The sequence below is a fragment of the Mesorhizobium sp. P160219 genome, assembly GCF_057786095.1.
Genome location: NZ_JBYNWG010000001.1, coordinates 6,551,043 through 6,565,559 on the forward strand (window position 1 = coordinate 6,551,043; position 14,517 = coordinate 6,565,559).

The 14,517-nt window shown below is 63.3% G+C and carries 13 protein-coding genes; 3 read left to right on the forward strand and 10 right to left on the reverse strand.

Annotated elements, in window-relative coordinates:
• The first annotated feature begins 3 nt into the window (after nt 1-3).
• A complete protein-coding gene (locus tag AC3EMP_RS31755) occupies nt 4-924 on the forward strand; it encodes a zinc-binding dehydrogenase (protein WP_023669776.1) in 921 nt (306 codons plus the stop codon).
• Nucleotides 925-939: 15 nt separating this feature from the next.
• Here the strand turns inward: AC3EMP_RS31755 and AC3EMP_RS31760 are convergent, their stop codons facing one another.
• The 9 genes from AC3EMP_RS31760 to AC3EMP_RS31800 form a co-directional block, all read right to left on the reverse strand.
• Nucleotides 940-1,692 (reverse strand): SDR family NAD(P)-dependent oxidoreductase, encoded by a 753-nt coding sequence (locus AC3EMP_RS31760; RefSeq protein WP_023669777.1) that lies wholly within the window; start codon nt 1,690-1,692, stop codon nt 940-942.
• 130 nt (nt 1,693-1,822) lie between these two features.
• Nucleotides 1,823-4,099, reverse strand: coding sequence for a transglycosylase domain-containing protein (locus AC3EMP_RS31765; protein WP_023669778.1), 2,277 nt, complete (start codon nt 4,097-4,099; stop codon nt 1,823-1,825).
• A 183-nt stretch (nt 4,100-4,282) separates the two neighbouring features.
• Nucleotides 4,283-4,693, reverse strand: a complete 411-nt coding sequence (locus AC3EMP_RS31770) for a type II toxin-antitoxin system HicB family antitoxin (RefSeq protein ID WP_023669779.1) — start codon at nt 4,691-4,693, stop codon at nt 4,283-4,285.
• A 63-nt stretch (nt 4,694-4,756) separates the two neighbouring features.
• On the reverse strand, nt 4,757-4,939 hold the full coding sequence (locus tag AC3EMP_RS31775; RefSeq protein WP_023669780.1) for a type II toxin-antitoxin system HicA family toxin: 183 nt from the start codon (nt 4,937-4,939) through the stop codon (nt 4,757-4,759).
• Between the two features lie 143 nt (nt 4,940-5,082).
• A complete protein-coding gene (locus AC3EMP_RS31780; protein ID WP_023683048.1) occupies nt 5,083-5,229 on the reverse strand; it encodes a hypothetical protein in 147 nt (48 codons plus the stop codon).
• Between the two features lie 25 nt (nt 5,230-5,254).
• Nucleotides 5,255-5,509 (reverse strand): GlsB/YeaQ/YmgE family stress response membrane protein, encoded by a 255-nt coding sequence (locus AC3EMP_RS31785; protein WP_023683047.1) that lies wholly within the window; start codon nt 5,507-5,509, stop codon nt 5,255-5,257.
• A gap of 105 nt (nt 5,510-5,614) precedes the next feature.
• Nucleotides 5,615-5,821, reverse strand: coding sequence for a hypothetical protein (locus AC3EMP_RS31790; RefSeq protein WP_023683046.1), 207 nt, complete (start codon nt 5,819-5,821; stop codon nt 5,615-5,617).
• A gap of 80 nt (nt 5,822-5,901) precedes the next feature.
• A complete protein-coding gene (locus tag AC3EMP_RS31795; RefSeq protein ID WP_023698188.1) occupies nt 5,902-6,522 on the reverse strand; it encodes a ribonuclease D in 621 nt (206 codons plus the stop codon).
• A gap of 77 nt (nt 6,523-6,599) precedes the next feature.
• Nucleotides 6,600-7,985 carry a M20/M25/M40 family metallo-hydrolase gene (locus AC3EMP_RS31800; protein WP_352711728.1) on the reverse strand — a complete coding sequence of 462 codons (1,386 nt, stop codon included), beginning with the start codon at nt 7,983-7,985 and terminating at the stop codon, nt 6,600-6,602.
• 444 nt (nt 7,986-8,429) lie between these two features.
• Here AC3EMP_RS31800 and polA point away from each other — a divergent pair, with 444 nt between their 5' ends.
• Nucleotides 8,430-11,357 (forward strand): DNA polymerase I, encoded by a 2,928-nt coding sequence (polA, locus tag AC3EMP_RS31805; protein ID WP_023700122.1) that lies wholly within the window; start codon nt 8,430-8,432, stop codon nt 11,355-11,357.
• Nucleotides 11,358-11,560: 203 nt separating this feature from the next.
• Here the strand turns inward: polA and AC3EMP_RS31810 are convergent, their stop codons facing one another.
• On the reverse strand, nt 11,561-11,965 hold the full coding sequence (locus AC3EMP_RS31810) for a Fur family transcriptional regulator (protein WP_023669789.1): 405 nt from the start codon (nt 11,963-11,965) through the stop codon (nt 11,561-11,563).
• A 293-nt stretch (nt 11,966-12,258) separates the two neighbouring features.
• Here AC3EMP_RS31810 and AC3EMP_RS31815 point away from each other — a divergent pair, with 293 nt between their 5' ends.
• Nucleotides 12,259-14,478 carry a caspase family protein gene (locus AC3EMP_RS31815; protein WP_023704223.1) on the forward strand — a complete coding sequence of 740 codons (2,220 nt, stop codon included), beginning with the start codon at nt 12,259-12,261 and terminating at the stop codon, nt 14,476-14,478.
• The last annotated feature ends 39 nt before the right edge of the window (nt 14,479-14,517 follow it).

Sequence of the window (14,517 nt, forward strand, 5' to 3'; positions counted from 1 at the left end):
CCCATGCGCGCCCTCGTCATCTCTCCCGACAGCCCCACCGGACTGACGTTTGCCGAGGCCAACGAACCTCAACCCCTCGCCAACGAAGCGCTTGTCTGCGTCCACGCAACCTCGTTGAACCGCGGCGAACTGCGCCTGCTCACCATACGCCCAAAAGGCTGGATACCCGGCCAGGACATCGCAGGGATTGTCGAACGGGCGGCAGCCGATGGCTCCGGGCCTGCCGTCGGCGCCCGGGTTGTGGCTTTGGTCGACGAGGCCGGCTGGGCGCAACGGGTCGCCGTTCCGACCGACCGCTTCGCCGTCATCCCGGATGAGGTCAGCTTCGTTTCCGCCGCCACGCTTCCCGTGGCGGGCACGACGGCCCTAAGGGTCTTGCGCCATGGCGGCGACCTCGCGGGACAGCAGGTGTTGATCACCGGCGCCAGCGGCGCGGTCGGCCGTTTCCAGATCCAGATCGCCCGCGAGCAAGGCGCCGCGGTGACTGCAATCGCCGCCGCCCGGCACGCCGAGGATCTCCGCGGTCTTGGTGCTCACGAAGTCGTCGAGTCGATCGAACTGGCCGAAGGGCCATTCTCTCTGATCACCGAGTCGGTCGGCGGCCAAAGCCTCGCCCATGCCATCGAACGCGTCGCCCCCGGCGGCACCATCGTCATGTTCGGTTCGAGCAGCGGCGAACTCACGCCGGTTGGCTTCAGACAGTTCGTTCCGGGCCATGAGGGAGCGAGGCTTCAGACTTTCGCCTACTACACATCCGGTCCAGCCATTGGCGCGGACATCGCCTCGCTGCTCGCTCTGGTCGCGGCTGGCCGGCTGGAAACCCGTGTGTCCATGACCGTGCCGTGGACAGACATCGCCCAGGCTCTGGACGCCTTGCGACAGCGCAGCTTCAGCGGCAAGGCTGTTCTCACCATCGCCGAATGAGCAGTCTGTCAGTGCTCAGACGTGCTGGCCGCCATTGATGTGGATTTCCGAGCCCGTCACATAGGACGCCTGCTGCGAGCACAGGAAGAAGATGATGTCGGCGACTTCCGAGGTGGCGCCAAGGCGCCTGAGTGGGATCGTCTCGACGATCTTGTCGGTGCCAGGCGACAGAATCGCGGTGTCGATCTCGCCCGGCGCAATCGCATTGACGCGGATGCCGTGCGGGCCGAAATCATGCGCCATCTCGCGCGTCAGCGAGCCGAGCGCCGCCTTCGAGGTCGCATAGGCGGTGCCGGCGAAAGGATGCACGCGCGTGCCGGCGATCGAGGTGACGTTGACGATCGAGCCTTTTGCTGCAGCAAGCTCCTTGAAGAGGCCCCGCGCGAGCATGATCGGCGCGAAGAAATTGACCTGGAACACGTCGCGCCAGACATGCATCGGCGTGTCGATCGAATCCATGCGGCTGTTGCCGTCCTTGAGCTTCGGCGAAATGCCGGCATTGTTGACCAGCGCGTGCAATTGCCCGCCATGCGCTTCCAGCCGGTGACGGATCTCCGAGACGGCGATGCCGACATCCTCCTGGTCGGCGAGATCGACCTTGATGTGGTCCTCTGGGCCGGCTGGCCACGGGCAATCCTCGGCAAAAGCCTGGCGCGAACAGGTGATGACCCGCCAGCCCTCACGCGAAAAGCGCTTGACCGTGGCATGTCCGATGCCGCGGCTGGCTCCGGTCAGCACGATGGTTTTTCTGGTGTCGGTCTCAGCCATGTCTGTCACTCCGGCCGGAGATGTAGCCGAATGCCGCGAAGGTGGCGAGAGGCCGAATTGTCACCGCAGCTCTCATATGAGGAACGGATTGCCAGCTCGCATTTGGTTCGAAGCTAGAATGACGAGCCACTCAGCCGCCGCCGAGAATATCCAGGATTGAGGTTTTCCGCTTCTTGGTCGGGCCGCCGACGCTGCCCGGCGGTACCGGATGCTTGATCGAGGCCGTGGTGCCGCCGTCGCCCGGCATGTTGAAACCGTCGGCATCGACGGTTTCGGCCGGACGGCGGACCGGTGCTTGTGCGGGTACAGCAGCAGGTGCCGGTGCGGCAGCAGGCTCAGAACGGCTGACGGCCACGGCAGGCAACGGCGCCGCCTGATTGTTATCGACTGACGGAATATCGTCGGGCACGATGGTGTCGGGCGGCGTCGACTTCCAGGTGCCGGGCAGCGGCCGGACCGGCACACCTTCATGCGCGGCCACCATGAACTCGTGCCAGGCCTGTGCCGGCAGCGCGCCACCGGTGACCTTCTTCATCGGCGTGCCGTCATCGTTGCCGAACCACACGCCGGTGGTGAGGTTTGCGGTGTAACCGACGAACCAGGCGTCGCGCGAATTCTGGCTGGTTCCGGTCTTGCCGGCAGACGGCCAGGCGAAGGCCGCCTTCTTCGCCGTGCCGATCTCGACCGTGCCGGTCATCATCGAGTTCATCATGCCGACAATGTTCGGCTTGACGACGCGCGGCGCGCTGCCGCCATTGTCGTCATAGAGCACCTTGCCTTCGGTCGTGGTGATGCGGCGGATGAAATGGATGTCGGGCTTGTAGCCGCCATTGGCGAACGGCACATAGGCCGATGTCAGCTCCAGCGGCGTCACTTCCGAGGTGCCGAGCGCGATCGAGGTGTTGGCGATCAGATCGGATTGGATGCCCATGCGATGCGCCGCCTCGACCACCGCGTCGGGGCCGACCTCCATGGTTAGCTGTGCCGCGACGGAATTCAGCGACTTCGCCAAAGCGGTCGCCAACGTCACCTTGCCGAAATACTTGCCGCCGTAATTGTCCGGTGTCCACTTGCCGATCTTGATCGGTGCGTCGTTGCGCACGCTGTCGGGCGTGCGACCAGCTTCCAGCGCGGCCATATAGACGAACGGCTTGAAGGCCGAGCCCGGTTGACGGCGTGCTTCGGAGGCGCGGTCGAACTGGCTGGTCGAATAGTCGTAGCCGCCGACCATGGCGCGCACGGCGCCGGAATTGTCGATCGAGACCAGCGCGCCCTGGCTGACATTGAGCTTCTTGCCGCTCTCGTCGATCAGCCGGCGGATCGACTCTTCGGCGAGCTTCTGCAGGTTGAGGTCGACGGTGGTGTCGACGACGATGTCGCTGCGCACGTCGCCGATCAAATCGGGCAGCTCTTCCATGATGGTGTCGGCGACGTAGTTTTCCGAACCGGTCCAGTAGGATGGCGCGCGCGTTGCCGGCGCGCTCATCGCCGAGGCCAGTTCCTTGGCGCTGATCTTGCCTTCGTCGCGCATGGCGGCGAGCACCAGCTGCGAACGCTCCTCCGCCGCCTTCGGATCCCGCGCCGGCGACAGTCGCGACGGCGCCTTCAAGAGGCCGGCGAGAAGGGCCGCCTCCGACAGAGTGACGTCGCGCGCGCTCTTGCCGAAATAGCGGCGCGAGGCCGCCTCGACGCCATAGGCGCCGGAGCCGAAATAGACCCGGTTGAGGTACATTTCGAGGATCTGGTCCTTGGTATGCTTGTGCTCCAGCCACAGCGCCAGCAGCACTTCCTGCACCTTGCGCTCCAGCGTGCGGTCGGGCTTCAGGAACAGGTTCTTGGCCAGTTGCTGGGTCAGCGTCGAGCCGCCCTGCGAGAAACGCCGGCCCAGAACATTGGTCACCATGGCGCGTGACAGGCCGATCGGGTCGATGCCGAAATGCGAATAGAAGCGGCGGTCCTCGATGGCGATGACGGCTTCCGGAATGTAGGGCGACATTTCGTGCAGGCCGACCGCCTCGCCGCCGCTCATGCCGCGGTTGGCAAGCAGTTGCCCGTCGACCGAGACGATCTTGATGTTGGGCGCACGGTCGGGGATCGACCAGGTGGTCGCCGCCGGCATCTTGGCGCCGTAATAGACGACGATGCCGGCCACCGCGATGCCGCCCCAGATGCAGAGCACGAAGCACCAGTAGAACATCCGGGCCATCACGCCGAACAGCCCGCGCCGGGGTTTGCCGCGCTTGCCGCGTGACGATGATTTTGCCTTGGAGGTTTTGCGCGCCGAAGATGATTTGCGATTGGCCGGCACGACCCGATCCTCCTCGTTCACCGAAAAACCGGCCGCGGATTTCGCCTTTGGCGATCCCTCGAAGCTGGGTTCGACGCGACTGTCTCTGCGGTTCGCCATGCGTTGCGCTGTCTTCCCGGTATCAATGGCGCTCGGGTTGGAGGGTAGATGCGGCGGTTTAAGGGCGCGTTAAAGCAGGGTTTATGCACCCTTCTGAAATTCCTTAAGAATTTCTAAAATCCACTGCCGCTGGCTAACAGGCGTCGGCAACGCGGTACTTTGGCGGGTGCCCGAGATCACTGTTCAAACAGTTTGACGGATCTTGTCTCGCAACGCGGCGGCGACAAAGGCCGATCGGGTGACCCCCAACCGATTGGCTGTTTCGTCAGCCTCGGCGAGCAAACCGGCATCCAACGAGATATTGGCCCGGGCCGGACGGCCGGCATCTCGGATCAAGGGCACGGACATCAAGATAGCGCCAGCGGCGAGCGCTGCTCGAACCTCAGCATCTTCTAAAAGCGCCTCGACTTTGCGAGGAGTGGGGATTTTACGGCCGTCCGCGATTTCTTCAGCCACCCATTCGGCCAACGCGGCCATAGCGTCCTTTACAGCCTCGTCCCGGCTTTCCGACTGCGCGACGCAGCCAGGAGCATCGGGAAACGAGACGCCGACAAAGCCGTCGGCAGCATCCACGAGTGCGACATAGCGAGACATATCTAACAGCTTTCCTTATTCCGACTTTATGTCCATTAGGCTTCGGAACGCGATGAGGTCGGTTTATTCCCAGCCTGCCGCCTTGGCTATAGACCGAGCTACCAACGGCGTCAGAGTCTTGTGGCGAGGAACCATGATCGTCGGCATGCCGTCTTTTTTGTACTTGTCATGCTTCGTGCCGCCGACGTTCTTCCAGCCTTCCCTCTCGAGCCGGGCCTTGACTTTGGCGGTGTTGGTTTCGTTCATTTCTCGGCTCAAATCTATGTGCAAATTTTTGCACATAGTGGAAACGAAAGTCAATCACGATGTGCAAATATTTGCACAAGGAAACTCCCAATCGCCGTAAAATGCCTGGATGACAAATCAGCGCCACCCGCAGGCGGACATCATCAATTCTGCTGGATCGAAATGCCTTTGTCGTCGATCTTCAGCTCCACGCCCTTTGGCTTGGTCTGCTCGTGATAGACATAGATACCTAGCGCAATGACCACGACCAAGAGCGCGCCGATGAGGAGATAGAGGGTGTTCTGTTTCATGGCGCGCTCCGTTTCGTATCGAGCGTCACGCTCGCTTCAAGACCTTGACCAGCACCAGCAGGATGACAGCGCCGATCGTGGCGTTGATGATGGCAGCCAGAATGCCGCCGCCGATTGCGAAGCCCAGCCTTGGAAACAGCCAGCCGGCGATCAGGGCGCCGATAATGCCGACGACGATGTTGCCGATGAGGCCGAAGCCGAAGCCCGAGACGATGAGGCCGGCGAGCCAGCCGGCAATGGCGCCGATTATGATGAAGATGAGAAGGCTTTCGATGCCCATGACGCGTTCCTCCAGGAAGAGAGGCTACGGAGCGGAAGGCCCCGAATCGGCCTCGATATCAACGACTTCAGGCTATGCGAAAGCAGTTGCACCCGCCAGCGGCGCTCATTGATCGTCGTCATCGTCGCTGGAGACTGGCCGCCAGCTGGTCGGGTCGACCTTTTTCTGGGTATCGCTGTCGGTGTAGACCCACCAGGCGCCGTCGCGATATTGCCCGACGGATTCGCTGACGACGCCGGCGCCGTCCTTCCACAGAACAGTGACCTTGGATCCATCCGTCGGGGCGGTCGCTATCGGTTTGCGGTCTGCCACGTCATCCCCCTCATTGAGTCGACAGAACGCCACGACGCGTGTCTGGTTGCAAGGCTGCCGGAAGCGTTATCCGAAGGCCATCAGCTGTGGGCAAAAATATCCTCTTCGTCCCAACCCATCAAATCGAGCTTGGCACGCGTCGGCAGGAAGCGGAAGCAGGCGTCGGCTTCCTTGGTGCGCCCGTCCCGCGCCAGGCGTCCAGCCAGCACCTCGCGCAGACGGTGCAGATAGAGAACGTCGGAAGCGGCATATTCGAGCTGTTCGGGCGACAGGGTCTCGGCCGCCCAGTCCGACGATTGCTGCGCCTTCGACAGGCCGACGCCAAGCAGTTCGAAGCAGATGTCCTTCAAGCCGTGCCGGTCGGTATAGGTGCGGGTCAGCCGCGAGGCGATCTTGGTGCAGAACACCGGCTCCGGCATGACGCCGAAGGCATTGTACAGCACGGCGAGGTCGAAACGGCCGTAGTGGAACAGTTTCGATATGCCGCGGTTGCGGAGCAGGCTGACGAGGTTCGGCGCTTTCTTCTGGCCGGGCGCGATCTGGATCACGTCGGCCGAGCCATCGCCGGGCGAGATCTGCACCACGCAAAGCCGGTCGCGGTGCGGGTTCAACCCCAGCGTCTCGGTATCGATGGCCACCGCGTCGACATTGTAGTGGGCGAGGTCGGGCAGATCGTTCTTGTGGAAGCGGATGTCGGGCATAGTTGTCTCCGGATCGCGGCGTAACTCGTCCTCGCCGCGATCCGCTGAAAAATCAACAAGAAAACTTCCCAGCCTCCTCAGCGCGTCAGCGCATCGAGAATGCGCGCCCAGGAGCGCTGGCCCTTGTGGAAGGAGGTCAGCTCGTATTTCTCGTTGGGCGAGTGGATGCGGTCGTCGTCGAGCCCGAACCCGACCAGCAGCGATTCCATGCCGAGATAGGTCTGGAAGTCGCCGACCACCGGTATCGAGCCTCCGCTGCCGGTCGTCACCGCTGGCTTCGGCCATTCATCCGACAGCGCAGTCTTGGCCTTGGCCAGGAATGGCGAGTCGTAGGAAAGCTGAATTGCCGGCCCGCCGCCATGCGGGTGGAATTCGACCGAACAGTCCCTGGGAATGCGCGCCTTGACGAATTCCCGGAACGCGGCGCGGATCTTCTCGGGGTCCTGCTTGTGGACGAGGCGGAAGGAGATTTTCGACGACGCTTCCGCCGCGATCACCGTCTTGAACCCCTTGCCGGTGTAGCCGCCGATGATGCCGTTTAACTCGGCCGTCGGCCGCGCCCAGGTCAGTTCCATCACCGAGCGGCCTTTTTCGCCCGACGGGATCGAGAGGCCGATCGGTCCGAGGAAGGTTTCGGCGGTCTCGCCCAGAGTTTCCCATGATTTCAGGATCTGCGACGGCGTTTCCTCGACCCCGTCATAGAAGCCGGGAATGGTGATGTGGCCGTTCTCGTCATGGATGTCGGCGAGGATTTTCGCCAGGATGCGGATCGGGTTGGCGGCGGCGCCGCCATAGAGGCCCGAATGCAGGTCGCGATCGGCGGCCTTGACGGTGACCTCCTCGCCGACCATTCCGCGCAGCGAAACGCAGATCGACGGCGTTTCGCGGTCCCACATGCCGGTGTCGCAGAACAGAGCGAAATCGGCCTTGAGCTCATCGGCATTGGCCTCGAGGAACGGCTTCAGCGACGGCGAACCGGACTCCTCCTCGCCCTCGAACAGGATGGTGATGCGGCAGGGCAGATTGCCATGCACCTGCTTCCAGGCGCGGCAGGCCTCGACGAAGGTCATCAGCTGCCCCTTGTCGTCGGCCGAGCCACGGCCGGTGATTACCTTGTGACCGGGCTCGATCTCCTTGACCGCCGGCGCAAACGGGTCGTTCTCCCAAAGCTCGATCGGATCGACCGGCTGCACGTCGTAATGGCCATAAAACAGCACATGCGGCGAACCGGCGGGGCCTTCATGGTGCGCAACCACCATCGGGTGTCCCGGCGTGTCGCGCACCGAAGCGTCGAAGCCGATCAGCTTGAGGTCCGCCACCAGCCATTCGGCGGCCTTGCGGCAGTCGGCGGTATAGTCTGAATCGGTGGAGATCGACTTGATGCGGAGCAGGCCGAACAGGCGCTCCAGGCTCTGGTCGAGATTTTTGTCGAGACGGTCGAGGACGGAGGAAATGGTGGACATTACTGCGGGCCTTTCTTTTCGGTGCCGGGACCGTAAAGGCAGCGCATCAAAACGAAAAGCCCGCGATCGTTGGACCACGGACCGTAAACACTTGTCAGAAGGCAAAAAAGAACCGCCGTGGTGGAGGGGAACCACGGCGGTCTTTTACTCGAAACGATGCGGCAGCCCGGAGAGGGGGGATAGGCTGCCGCAATTGTCCGGGATAGGCGGGGGACGGGCCTTGCTCCGGACTCGGCGAAAACTGCCGATGACCTTTATTTGTGTCTCGGATCGTGGCGTTTCAAGGGCACAAAAATTACACTTTTGTAACATAGCCGTGAGCGCCGAGGCAAACAGCAGCAGGACCTATCGGCAGGCAGGCTCTGTCAGCATGTCGCCGCAACACCTGTTGGAAGCCCGCCTTTGCCATGGACCGCGCCGTCCTGCCGCGCTATCCCTGCCGGCATGAAAAAAGGCGACCATCTCTTCCTTATCGACGGCTCCGGCTACATCTTTCGCGCCTATCATGCGCTGCCGCCGCTGACCCGCAAATCCGATGGGCTGCCGGTCGGCGCGGTCTCCGGCTTCTGCAACATGTTGTGGAAGCTGATGCAGGACGCCCGCAACACCGATGTAGGCATCGTGCCGACGCATTTAGCGGTCATTTTCGATTATTCGTCGAAAACCTTCCGCAATGATCTTTACCCGGAATACAAGGCCAACCGCAACGCACCGCCCGAAGACCTGATCCCGCAATTCGGTCTGATCCGCCAGGCAACCGTGGCCTTCAACCTGCCTTGCATCGAGATCGAAGGCTACGAGGCCGACGACCTCATCGCCACTTATGCCAGGCTGGCGTGCGAGGCCGGCGGCGACACCACTATCATCTCCTCTGACAAGGATCTGATGCAGCTGGTCGGACCCACGGTCGGCATGTACGACCCGATGAAGGACCGCCAGATCGGCATCCCCGAAGTCATCGAGAAATGGGGCGTGCCGCCGGAAAAGATGATAGACCTGCAGGCGCTGACCGGCGACTCCGTCGACAATGTGCCGGGCGTACCCGGCATCGGGCCGAAAACGGCGGCGCAGCTTCTGGAACAGTTCGGCGACCTTGACGGGCTGCTCGCCCGGGCCAGCGAGATCAAGCAGGACAAGAGGCGCGAATCCATCATCGCCAATGCCGACAAGGCGCGCATATCGCGCCAGCTGGTGACGCTGAAGAACGACGTGCCGGTGACCGACGGGCTCGACGATTTCGTGCTGCATGCGCCGGATGGGCCGAAGCTGATCGGCTTTCTCAAAACCATGGAATTCACCTCGCTGACCCGCCGTGTGGCCGAGGCGACCAGCACCGAAGCCGGCGATGTGCAGGCTGTCGCCGTCACCGTCGAGCGCGCCGACACCGCGCACGGCCCCGATGTCGGCTCCGGCACACCGGTGCCTGCGGCAACACAGGATGAAGCCAAATCCGAAACCGCAAGGGCCGGGGACGCGCCTTCGCTGCTTGCCGCACTTCGCCTGGAAACGGCCGCCGCGGCCAAAATCGATCCTGCCGCCTATGTCGCCATCCGCGACACGGCAACGCTCAAGACCTGGCTGGCCCAAGCCAAGGAGACCGGAACCGTCGCCTTCGACACCGAAACCACGTCTTCCGATCCGATGCTGGCCGACCTCATCGGTTTCTCCCTGGCGATCGGCCCCGGCCGCGCCGCCTATGTGCCGCTCGCCCACAAGAGCGGCGCTGGCGACCTGCTCGGCGGCGGCACGCTGGAGAACCAGATTCCGGTCCGCGAGGCGCTGGCGCTGCTGAAGCCGTTGCTGGAAGACAAATCGGTGCTCAAGATCGCCCAGGACGCCAAATACGACATCGTCGTCATGAGCCGCCACGGCATCGATATCGCACCCTTCGACGACACGATGTTGATTTCCTATGTGCTCGACGCCGGCACCGGCCACCACACTTTGTCCTCGCTTGCCGACAAATGGCTCGGCCATGCCACGACGCCGCTCAAGGATCTCGCCGGTTCCGGCAGAAGCTCGGTCGGGTTCGAGCAGGTCGACATCGACCGGGCGACCGCCTACGCCGCCGGCCATGCCGACGTAGCGCTGCGGCTATGGCAGGTGCTGAAGCCGCGACTTGCCGCCAAGGGCCTGGTTTCGGTCTATGAGCGGCTGGAACGGCCGCTGGTGCCGGTGCTGGCGCGGATGGAACAGCGCGGCATCTCGGTCGACCGCCAGATCCTGTCGCGGCTCTCCGGCGAGCTGGCGCAAGGCGCTGCACGGCTGGAGGAGGAGATCTACGGCCTTGTCGGCGAGCGCATCAACATCGGGTCGCCAAAGCAACTCGGCGACATCCTGTTCGGCCGCATGGGCCTGCCCGGCGGCTCCAAGACCAAGACCGGGCAATGGTCGACCTCCGCGCAGCTTCTGGAAGACCTCGCCGCCGAAGGCCACGAACTGCCGCGCAAGATCGTCGACTGGCGCCAGCTGACCAAGCTGAAATCGACCTACACCGACGCGCTGCCCGGCTTCATCCATCCCGACACCAGGCGCGTGCACACATCGTATGCGCTGGCCGCAACGACGACGGGCCGGCTGTCCTCCTCCGATCCCAATCTGCAGAACATCCCGGTGCGCACCGCGGAGGGACGCAAGATCAGGACGGCCTTCATCGCCGACAAGGGCCAGAAACTGGTCTCGGCCGACTACAGCCAGATCGAACTGCGCGTGCTTGCCCACGTCGCCGAGATCCCGCAGTTGAAGCAGGCCTTCGCCAATGGCGCCGACATCCACGCCATCACCGCCTCGGAAATGTTCAACGTGCCGGTCGAAGGCATGCCTTCCGAAGTGCGCCGCCGCGCCAAGGCGATCAATTTCGGCATCATCTACGGCATCTCGGCCTTTGGGCTGGCCAACCAGCTGTCGATCCCGCGCGAGGAGGCCGGCGCCTACATCAAGAAATACTTCGAGCGTTTCCCCGGCATCCGCGACTATATCGAGGCAACAAAAGCCTATGCCCGCGAGCATGGCTTCGTCGAAACCATCTTCGGCCGCCGCATCCACTATCCTGAGATCCGGTCGTCAAACCCGTCGATCCGTGCCTTCAACGAGCGCGCCTCGATCAACGCCAGGCTGCAAGGCACCGCTGCCGATATCATCCGCCGCGCCATGGTGCATATGGACGAGGCGCTGGAAAAGGCCGGCCTGTCCGCCCGCATGCTCTTGCAGGTGCATGACGAATTGATCTTCGAGACGGTTGAAGCGGAAGTCGAGGCGACGATCCCCGTGGTGCGCAGGGTGATGGAGAACGCGCCGATGCCGGCCATCTCGATGTCGGTGCCGCTGCATGTCGATGCCCGCGCAGCGAACAACTGGGACGAGGCGCATTAGCGCCGGATACGCCGCGATCCTTCACACCCCCCTCTGCCCTGCCGGGCATCTCCCCCGCAAGGGGGGAGATCAGCCGCCACTTCCGGTTTCGCCAATCTCCGACGTTGCTGCAATGGGCGCAGCGCTTGAACTGCCAATCTCCCCCCTTGCGGGGGAGATGTCCGGCAGGACAGAGGGGGTGCTGTCCCGCCAGCGTCGAAACGTTAGGCAGCCTCAGCCAGGCACTTGGCACACGTCCCTCGAAACTCGATCACCGCCTTCTTCGCAGCAAACCCGGTCGAGCGCACCCATTCGTCCAGCCGATGGTCGACGTCATGGTCGGACATCTCCATCACCTGCCCGCATGTGTCGCAGATAGCGAAGGCTGTCATCGAATGCGTATGGTCGTGCGGTTCGGCGCAGGCGACGAAGGAGTTGAGGCTTTCCAACCGGTGCACGAAGCCTGACTTCACCAGGCTGTCGAGCGCCCGGTAAACCTGTAGCGGCGCGCGGAAACCGCGCTCGCGCAGCTGGTCGAGAAGCGTATAGGCGCTGAGCGGTCCGCTGGCGGCCTCGAGCTTTTCGAGCACGCTCAGCTGATTCTTCGTCAGCACATCCCTTGCCGCCATGATCCCGTTTTCCGATCGTTTAGAGCATGATGCCGAAAAGTGTGGAGCGGTTCTCGGACGACATCGTTCCATCTGTTTGATCCAGCGCCGCTCGCAAATCATTTCTGCCATGCGACGGTCTCAATTCTCTTGAGATAGCGATGAAGCAGGCTTTTTGCCACTGTTTCCGTTATCGCCATCGACACCATGACCACCACCGCCGATTGACGGCACCGACCACATTCAAAATACTGACAAAATTCGCGACGAAAGGTGCCGCACTTGCAAATTCGATCGGGCTTGGGGAAGCAATTATGATCAAACTGACACGACGGACGCTGCTCGTCGGCACGTCGGCGCTTGTGGCTGCCGGTACGGTTTCGTTCCGCGCTCTCGCCGCCTCGCGCACCTATCACGCGCTGCTGGTTGCCTGCACCGACTATCCGAACCTGCCGCAGAAGAACTGGCTGATCGGGCCGAAGAACGATGCCGGCCTGGTGCGCGACTATCTCCTGAAGAACACGCCCGATCCGGTGAAGTTCTCGGCCGAGAATGTGATCCTGCTCGCCAAGGACGTCGAAGGCGCCAACGGCCCGCCGACGCATGCGGCGATCAAGGCCGCCCTTGCCGACCTCGCCGGCAAGGTGCAACGCGACGATTTCGTCTATCTGCATCTGTCGGGCCACGGCGCCCAGCAGCCGCAAGCCAAGGCCGGTGACGAGACCGACGGCCTCGACGAGATTTTCCTGCCGTCCGATATCGACAAATGGATCAACCGCGAAGAGGGCGTGCCGAACGCGCTGGTCGACAACGAGGTCGGCGCCGCACTCGACGCCATCCGCGACAAGGGCGCCTTTGTCTGGGTGGTGTTCGACTGCTGCCATTCGGGCACCGCGACGCGCGCCGCGGAAGTCGATGACGAACTGGAGCGCAAGGTCGAGTTCGCCGACCTCGTCGGCGGCGACAACGCGGCGAGAGCAGCGGCGGTGAAGGCCTATGACGACATCTCGGCAAGCGCATCGCGCGGTTTCGACGAGAATGGCGGCCGCAAGCCGGCCTTCAACCTGACGCCGACCGGCGCAGAGCCGATCGCCAGGGGCAAGCTGGTCGCCTTCTATGCCGCGCAGACGGTCGAGACGACGCCGGAAATGCCGCTGCCCAAGGGCACGCCCGACGCGCCGCGCTTCGGCCTGTTCACCTTCACCATCCTGTCGAAATTGGCCGAGAACCCCAACGTCACCTATCGCCAGCTCGGCCAGGCCGTGCTGCAGCAATATTCGGCCGACGGCCGCACAAGGCCGACGCCCCTGTTCGAGGGCGAACTGGACGCCCGCGTGTTCGGCACCGACAAGACCGACGCCGTCATGCAATGGCCGATTGCCGTCAAGGACGGCGATGTCGCGATCGGCGCCGGGCTGCTGCAGGGTCTGACCCCCGGCAGCAAGCTCGCCATTTTGCCTTCGGCGCTGTCGAAGCTCTCCGACGCCGTCGGCTATCTCGAAGTGAAATTGGCAAAAAACCTCGAAAGCCAGCTCGCACCGGTCGAATTCGACGGCAAGCCGGCGCTTGCGCCGACGGCGGTGCCCGCCGGCGCCTATGCGCGCGTTGCCGAACTCGCAGTCGACTACAAGCTGCTGGTGGCAAAGCCGGCGCCGACCGCAGGGCTCGATAAAGAAACCGAGCTGGTCAATTCGGTTCTGGACGAATTGGTGGCGAAGCCGAAGTCCGGCTTCCACATCGCGCTGGTCGAGCCCGGCAAGAGCGCCGATCTGCGGCTTGCGGTGCTGCGCGAAAAATCCATGGACGGCGCTGCCGCCAACGCCAGCGACGAACCGGCGCTGTGGTTCCTGCCGGCGTCCGGCGACATCAGCTTGAAGGACGGCAGCAAGCCGCCGCGCATCGTCATCCATCAGGATGGCCGCGACAAGCTTGCGGAAAACACAGCCAAGAACCTGACCACGATCTTCCGCGCCACCGGCCTGTCGCGGCTCGCCGCGGCGTCCGACTACCGGCCGGACGAGGTCAGCGTCCAGTTCCTGATCAAGCGCCAGGACAGCGATGTGCTGGAGCCGATCGAATCCTCGACGGTGCCGCGCGTTTCGCCGGGCGATCAGGTACACATTGCGGCCAAGAACGGGTCCGACGAGTTCGTCGACATCAACGTGCTCTACATCGGCAGCGACTATTCGATCACCCATATCGTCGCCGAGCGGCTGGCGCCGATCAACCAGCAGGCCGATCAGGGCCTGAAGGAAGGGCTGCTCGCCTTCACCGACACCAGCTTCGGCATGGAGCGCATGATTGCCGTGCTGACCGAGGCGCCGCCGCAGAGCGAGAAAGAGGATCTGAGCTTTCTTGCCCAGGAAGGCGTGCGCGCCGTGACGCGTGCCGCATCGGGAACGCCTGGTTTTTCCGACATGCTGGCCGACATCGGCATGGCGCCGGCGACGCGCTCGGTGATGCGGCTTGCCGACAAGAGCGGTCCCAAAGGCGCGGTGATGATCTTCCCGATGGAGACGGTGCCCCGCGCCTGACCTGACATCGCTTCGCCGGCTCTTGCCGGCGTGATATAT

Excerpts from the sequence above, each read along its gene's own strand:
- AC3EMP_RS31800 (WP_352711728.1), bottom strand. The coding sequence starts at position 7,985 with ATGTCCACCATTTCCTCCGTCCTCGACCGTCTCGACAAAAATCTCGAC.
- AC3EMP_RS31815 (WP_023704223.1), top strand. The coding sequence starts at position 12,259 with ATGATCAAACTGACACGACGGACGCTGCTCGTCGGCACGTCGGCGCTT.
- polA (WP_023700122.1), top strand. The coding sequence starts at position 8,430 with ATGAAAAAAGGCGACCATCTCTTCCTTATCGACGGCTCCGGCTACATC.
- AC3EMP_RS31810 (WP_023669789.1), bottom strand. The coding sequence starts at position 11,965 with ATGGCGGCAAGGGATGTGCTGACGAAGAATCAGCTGAGCGTGCTCGAA.
- AC3EMP_RS31760 (WP_023669777.1), bottom strand. The coding sequence starts at position 1,692 with ATGGCTGAGACCGACACCAGAAAAACCATCGTGCTGACCGGAGCCAGC.
- AC3EMP_RS31795 (WP_023698188.1), bottom strand. The coding sequence starts at position 6,522 with ATGCCCGACATCCGCTTCCACAAGAACGATCTGCCCGACCTCGCCCAC.
- AC3EMP_RS31775 (WP_023669780.1), bottom strand. The coding sequence starts at position 4,939 with ATGAACGAAACCAACACCGCCAAAGTCAAGGCCCGGCTCGAGAGGGAA.
- AC3EMP_RS31780 (WP_023683048.1), bottom strand. The coding sequence starts at position 5,229 with ATGAAACAGAACACCCTCTATCTCCTCATCGGCGCGCTCTTGGTCGTG.
- AC3EMP_RS31770 (WP_023669779.1), bottom strand. The coding sequence starts at position 4,693 with ATGTCTCGCTATGTCGCACTCGTGGATGCTGCCGACGGCTTTGTCGGC.
- AC3EMP_RS31785 (WP_023683047.1), bottom strand. The coding sequence starts at position 5,509 with ATGGGCATCGAAAGCCTTCTCATCTTCATCATAATCGGCGCCATTGCC.
- AC3EMP_RS31755 (WP_023669776.1), top strand. The coding sequence starts at position 4 with ATGCGCGCCCTCGTCATCTCTCCCGACAGCCCCACCGGACTGACGTTT.
- AC3EMP_RS31765 (WP_023669778.1), bottom strand. The coding sequence starts at position 4,099 with ATGGCGAACCGCAGAGACAGTCGCGTCGAACCCAGCTTCGAGGGATCG.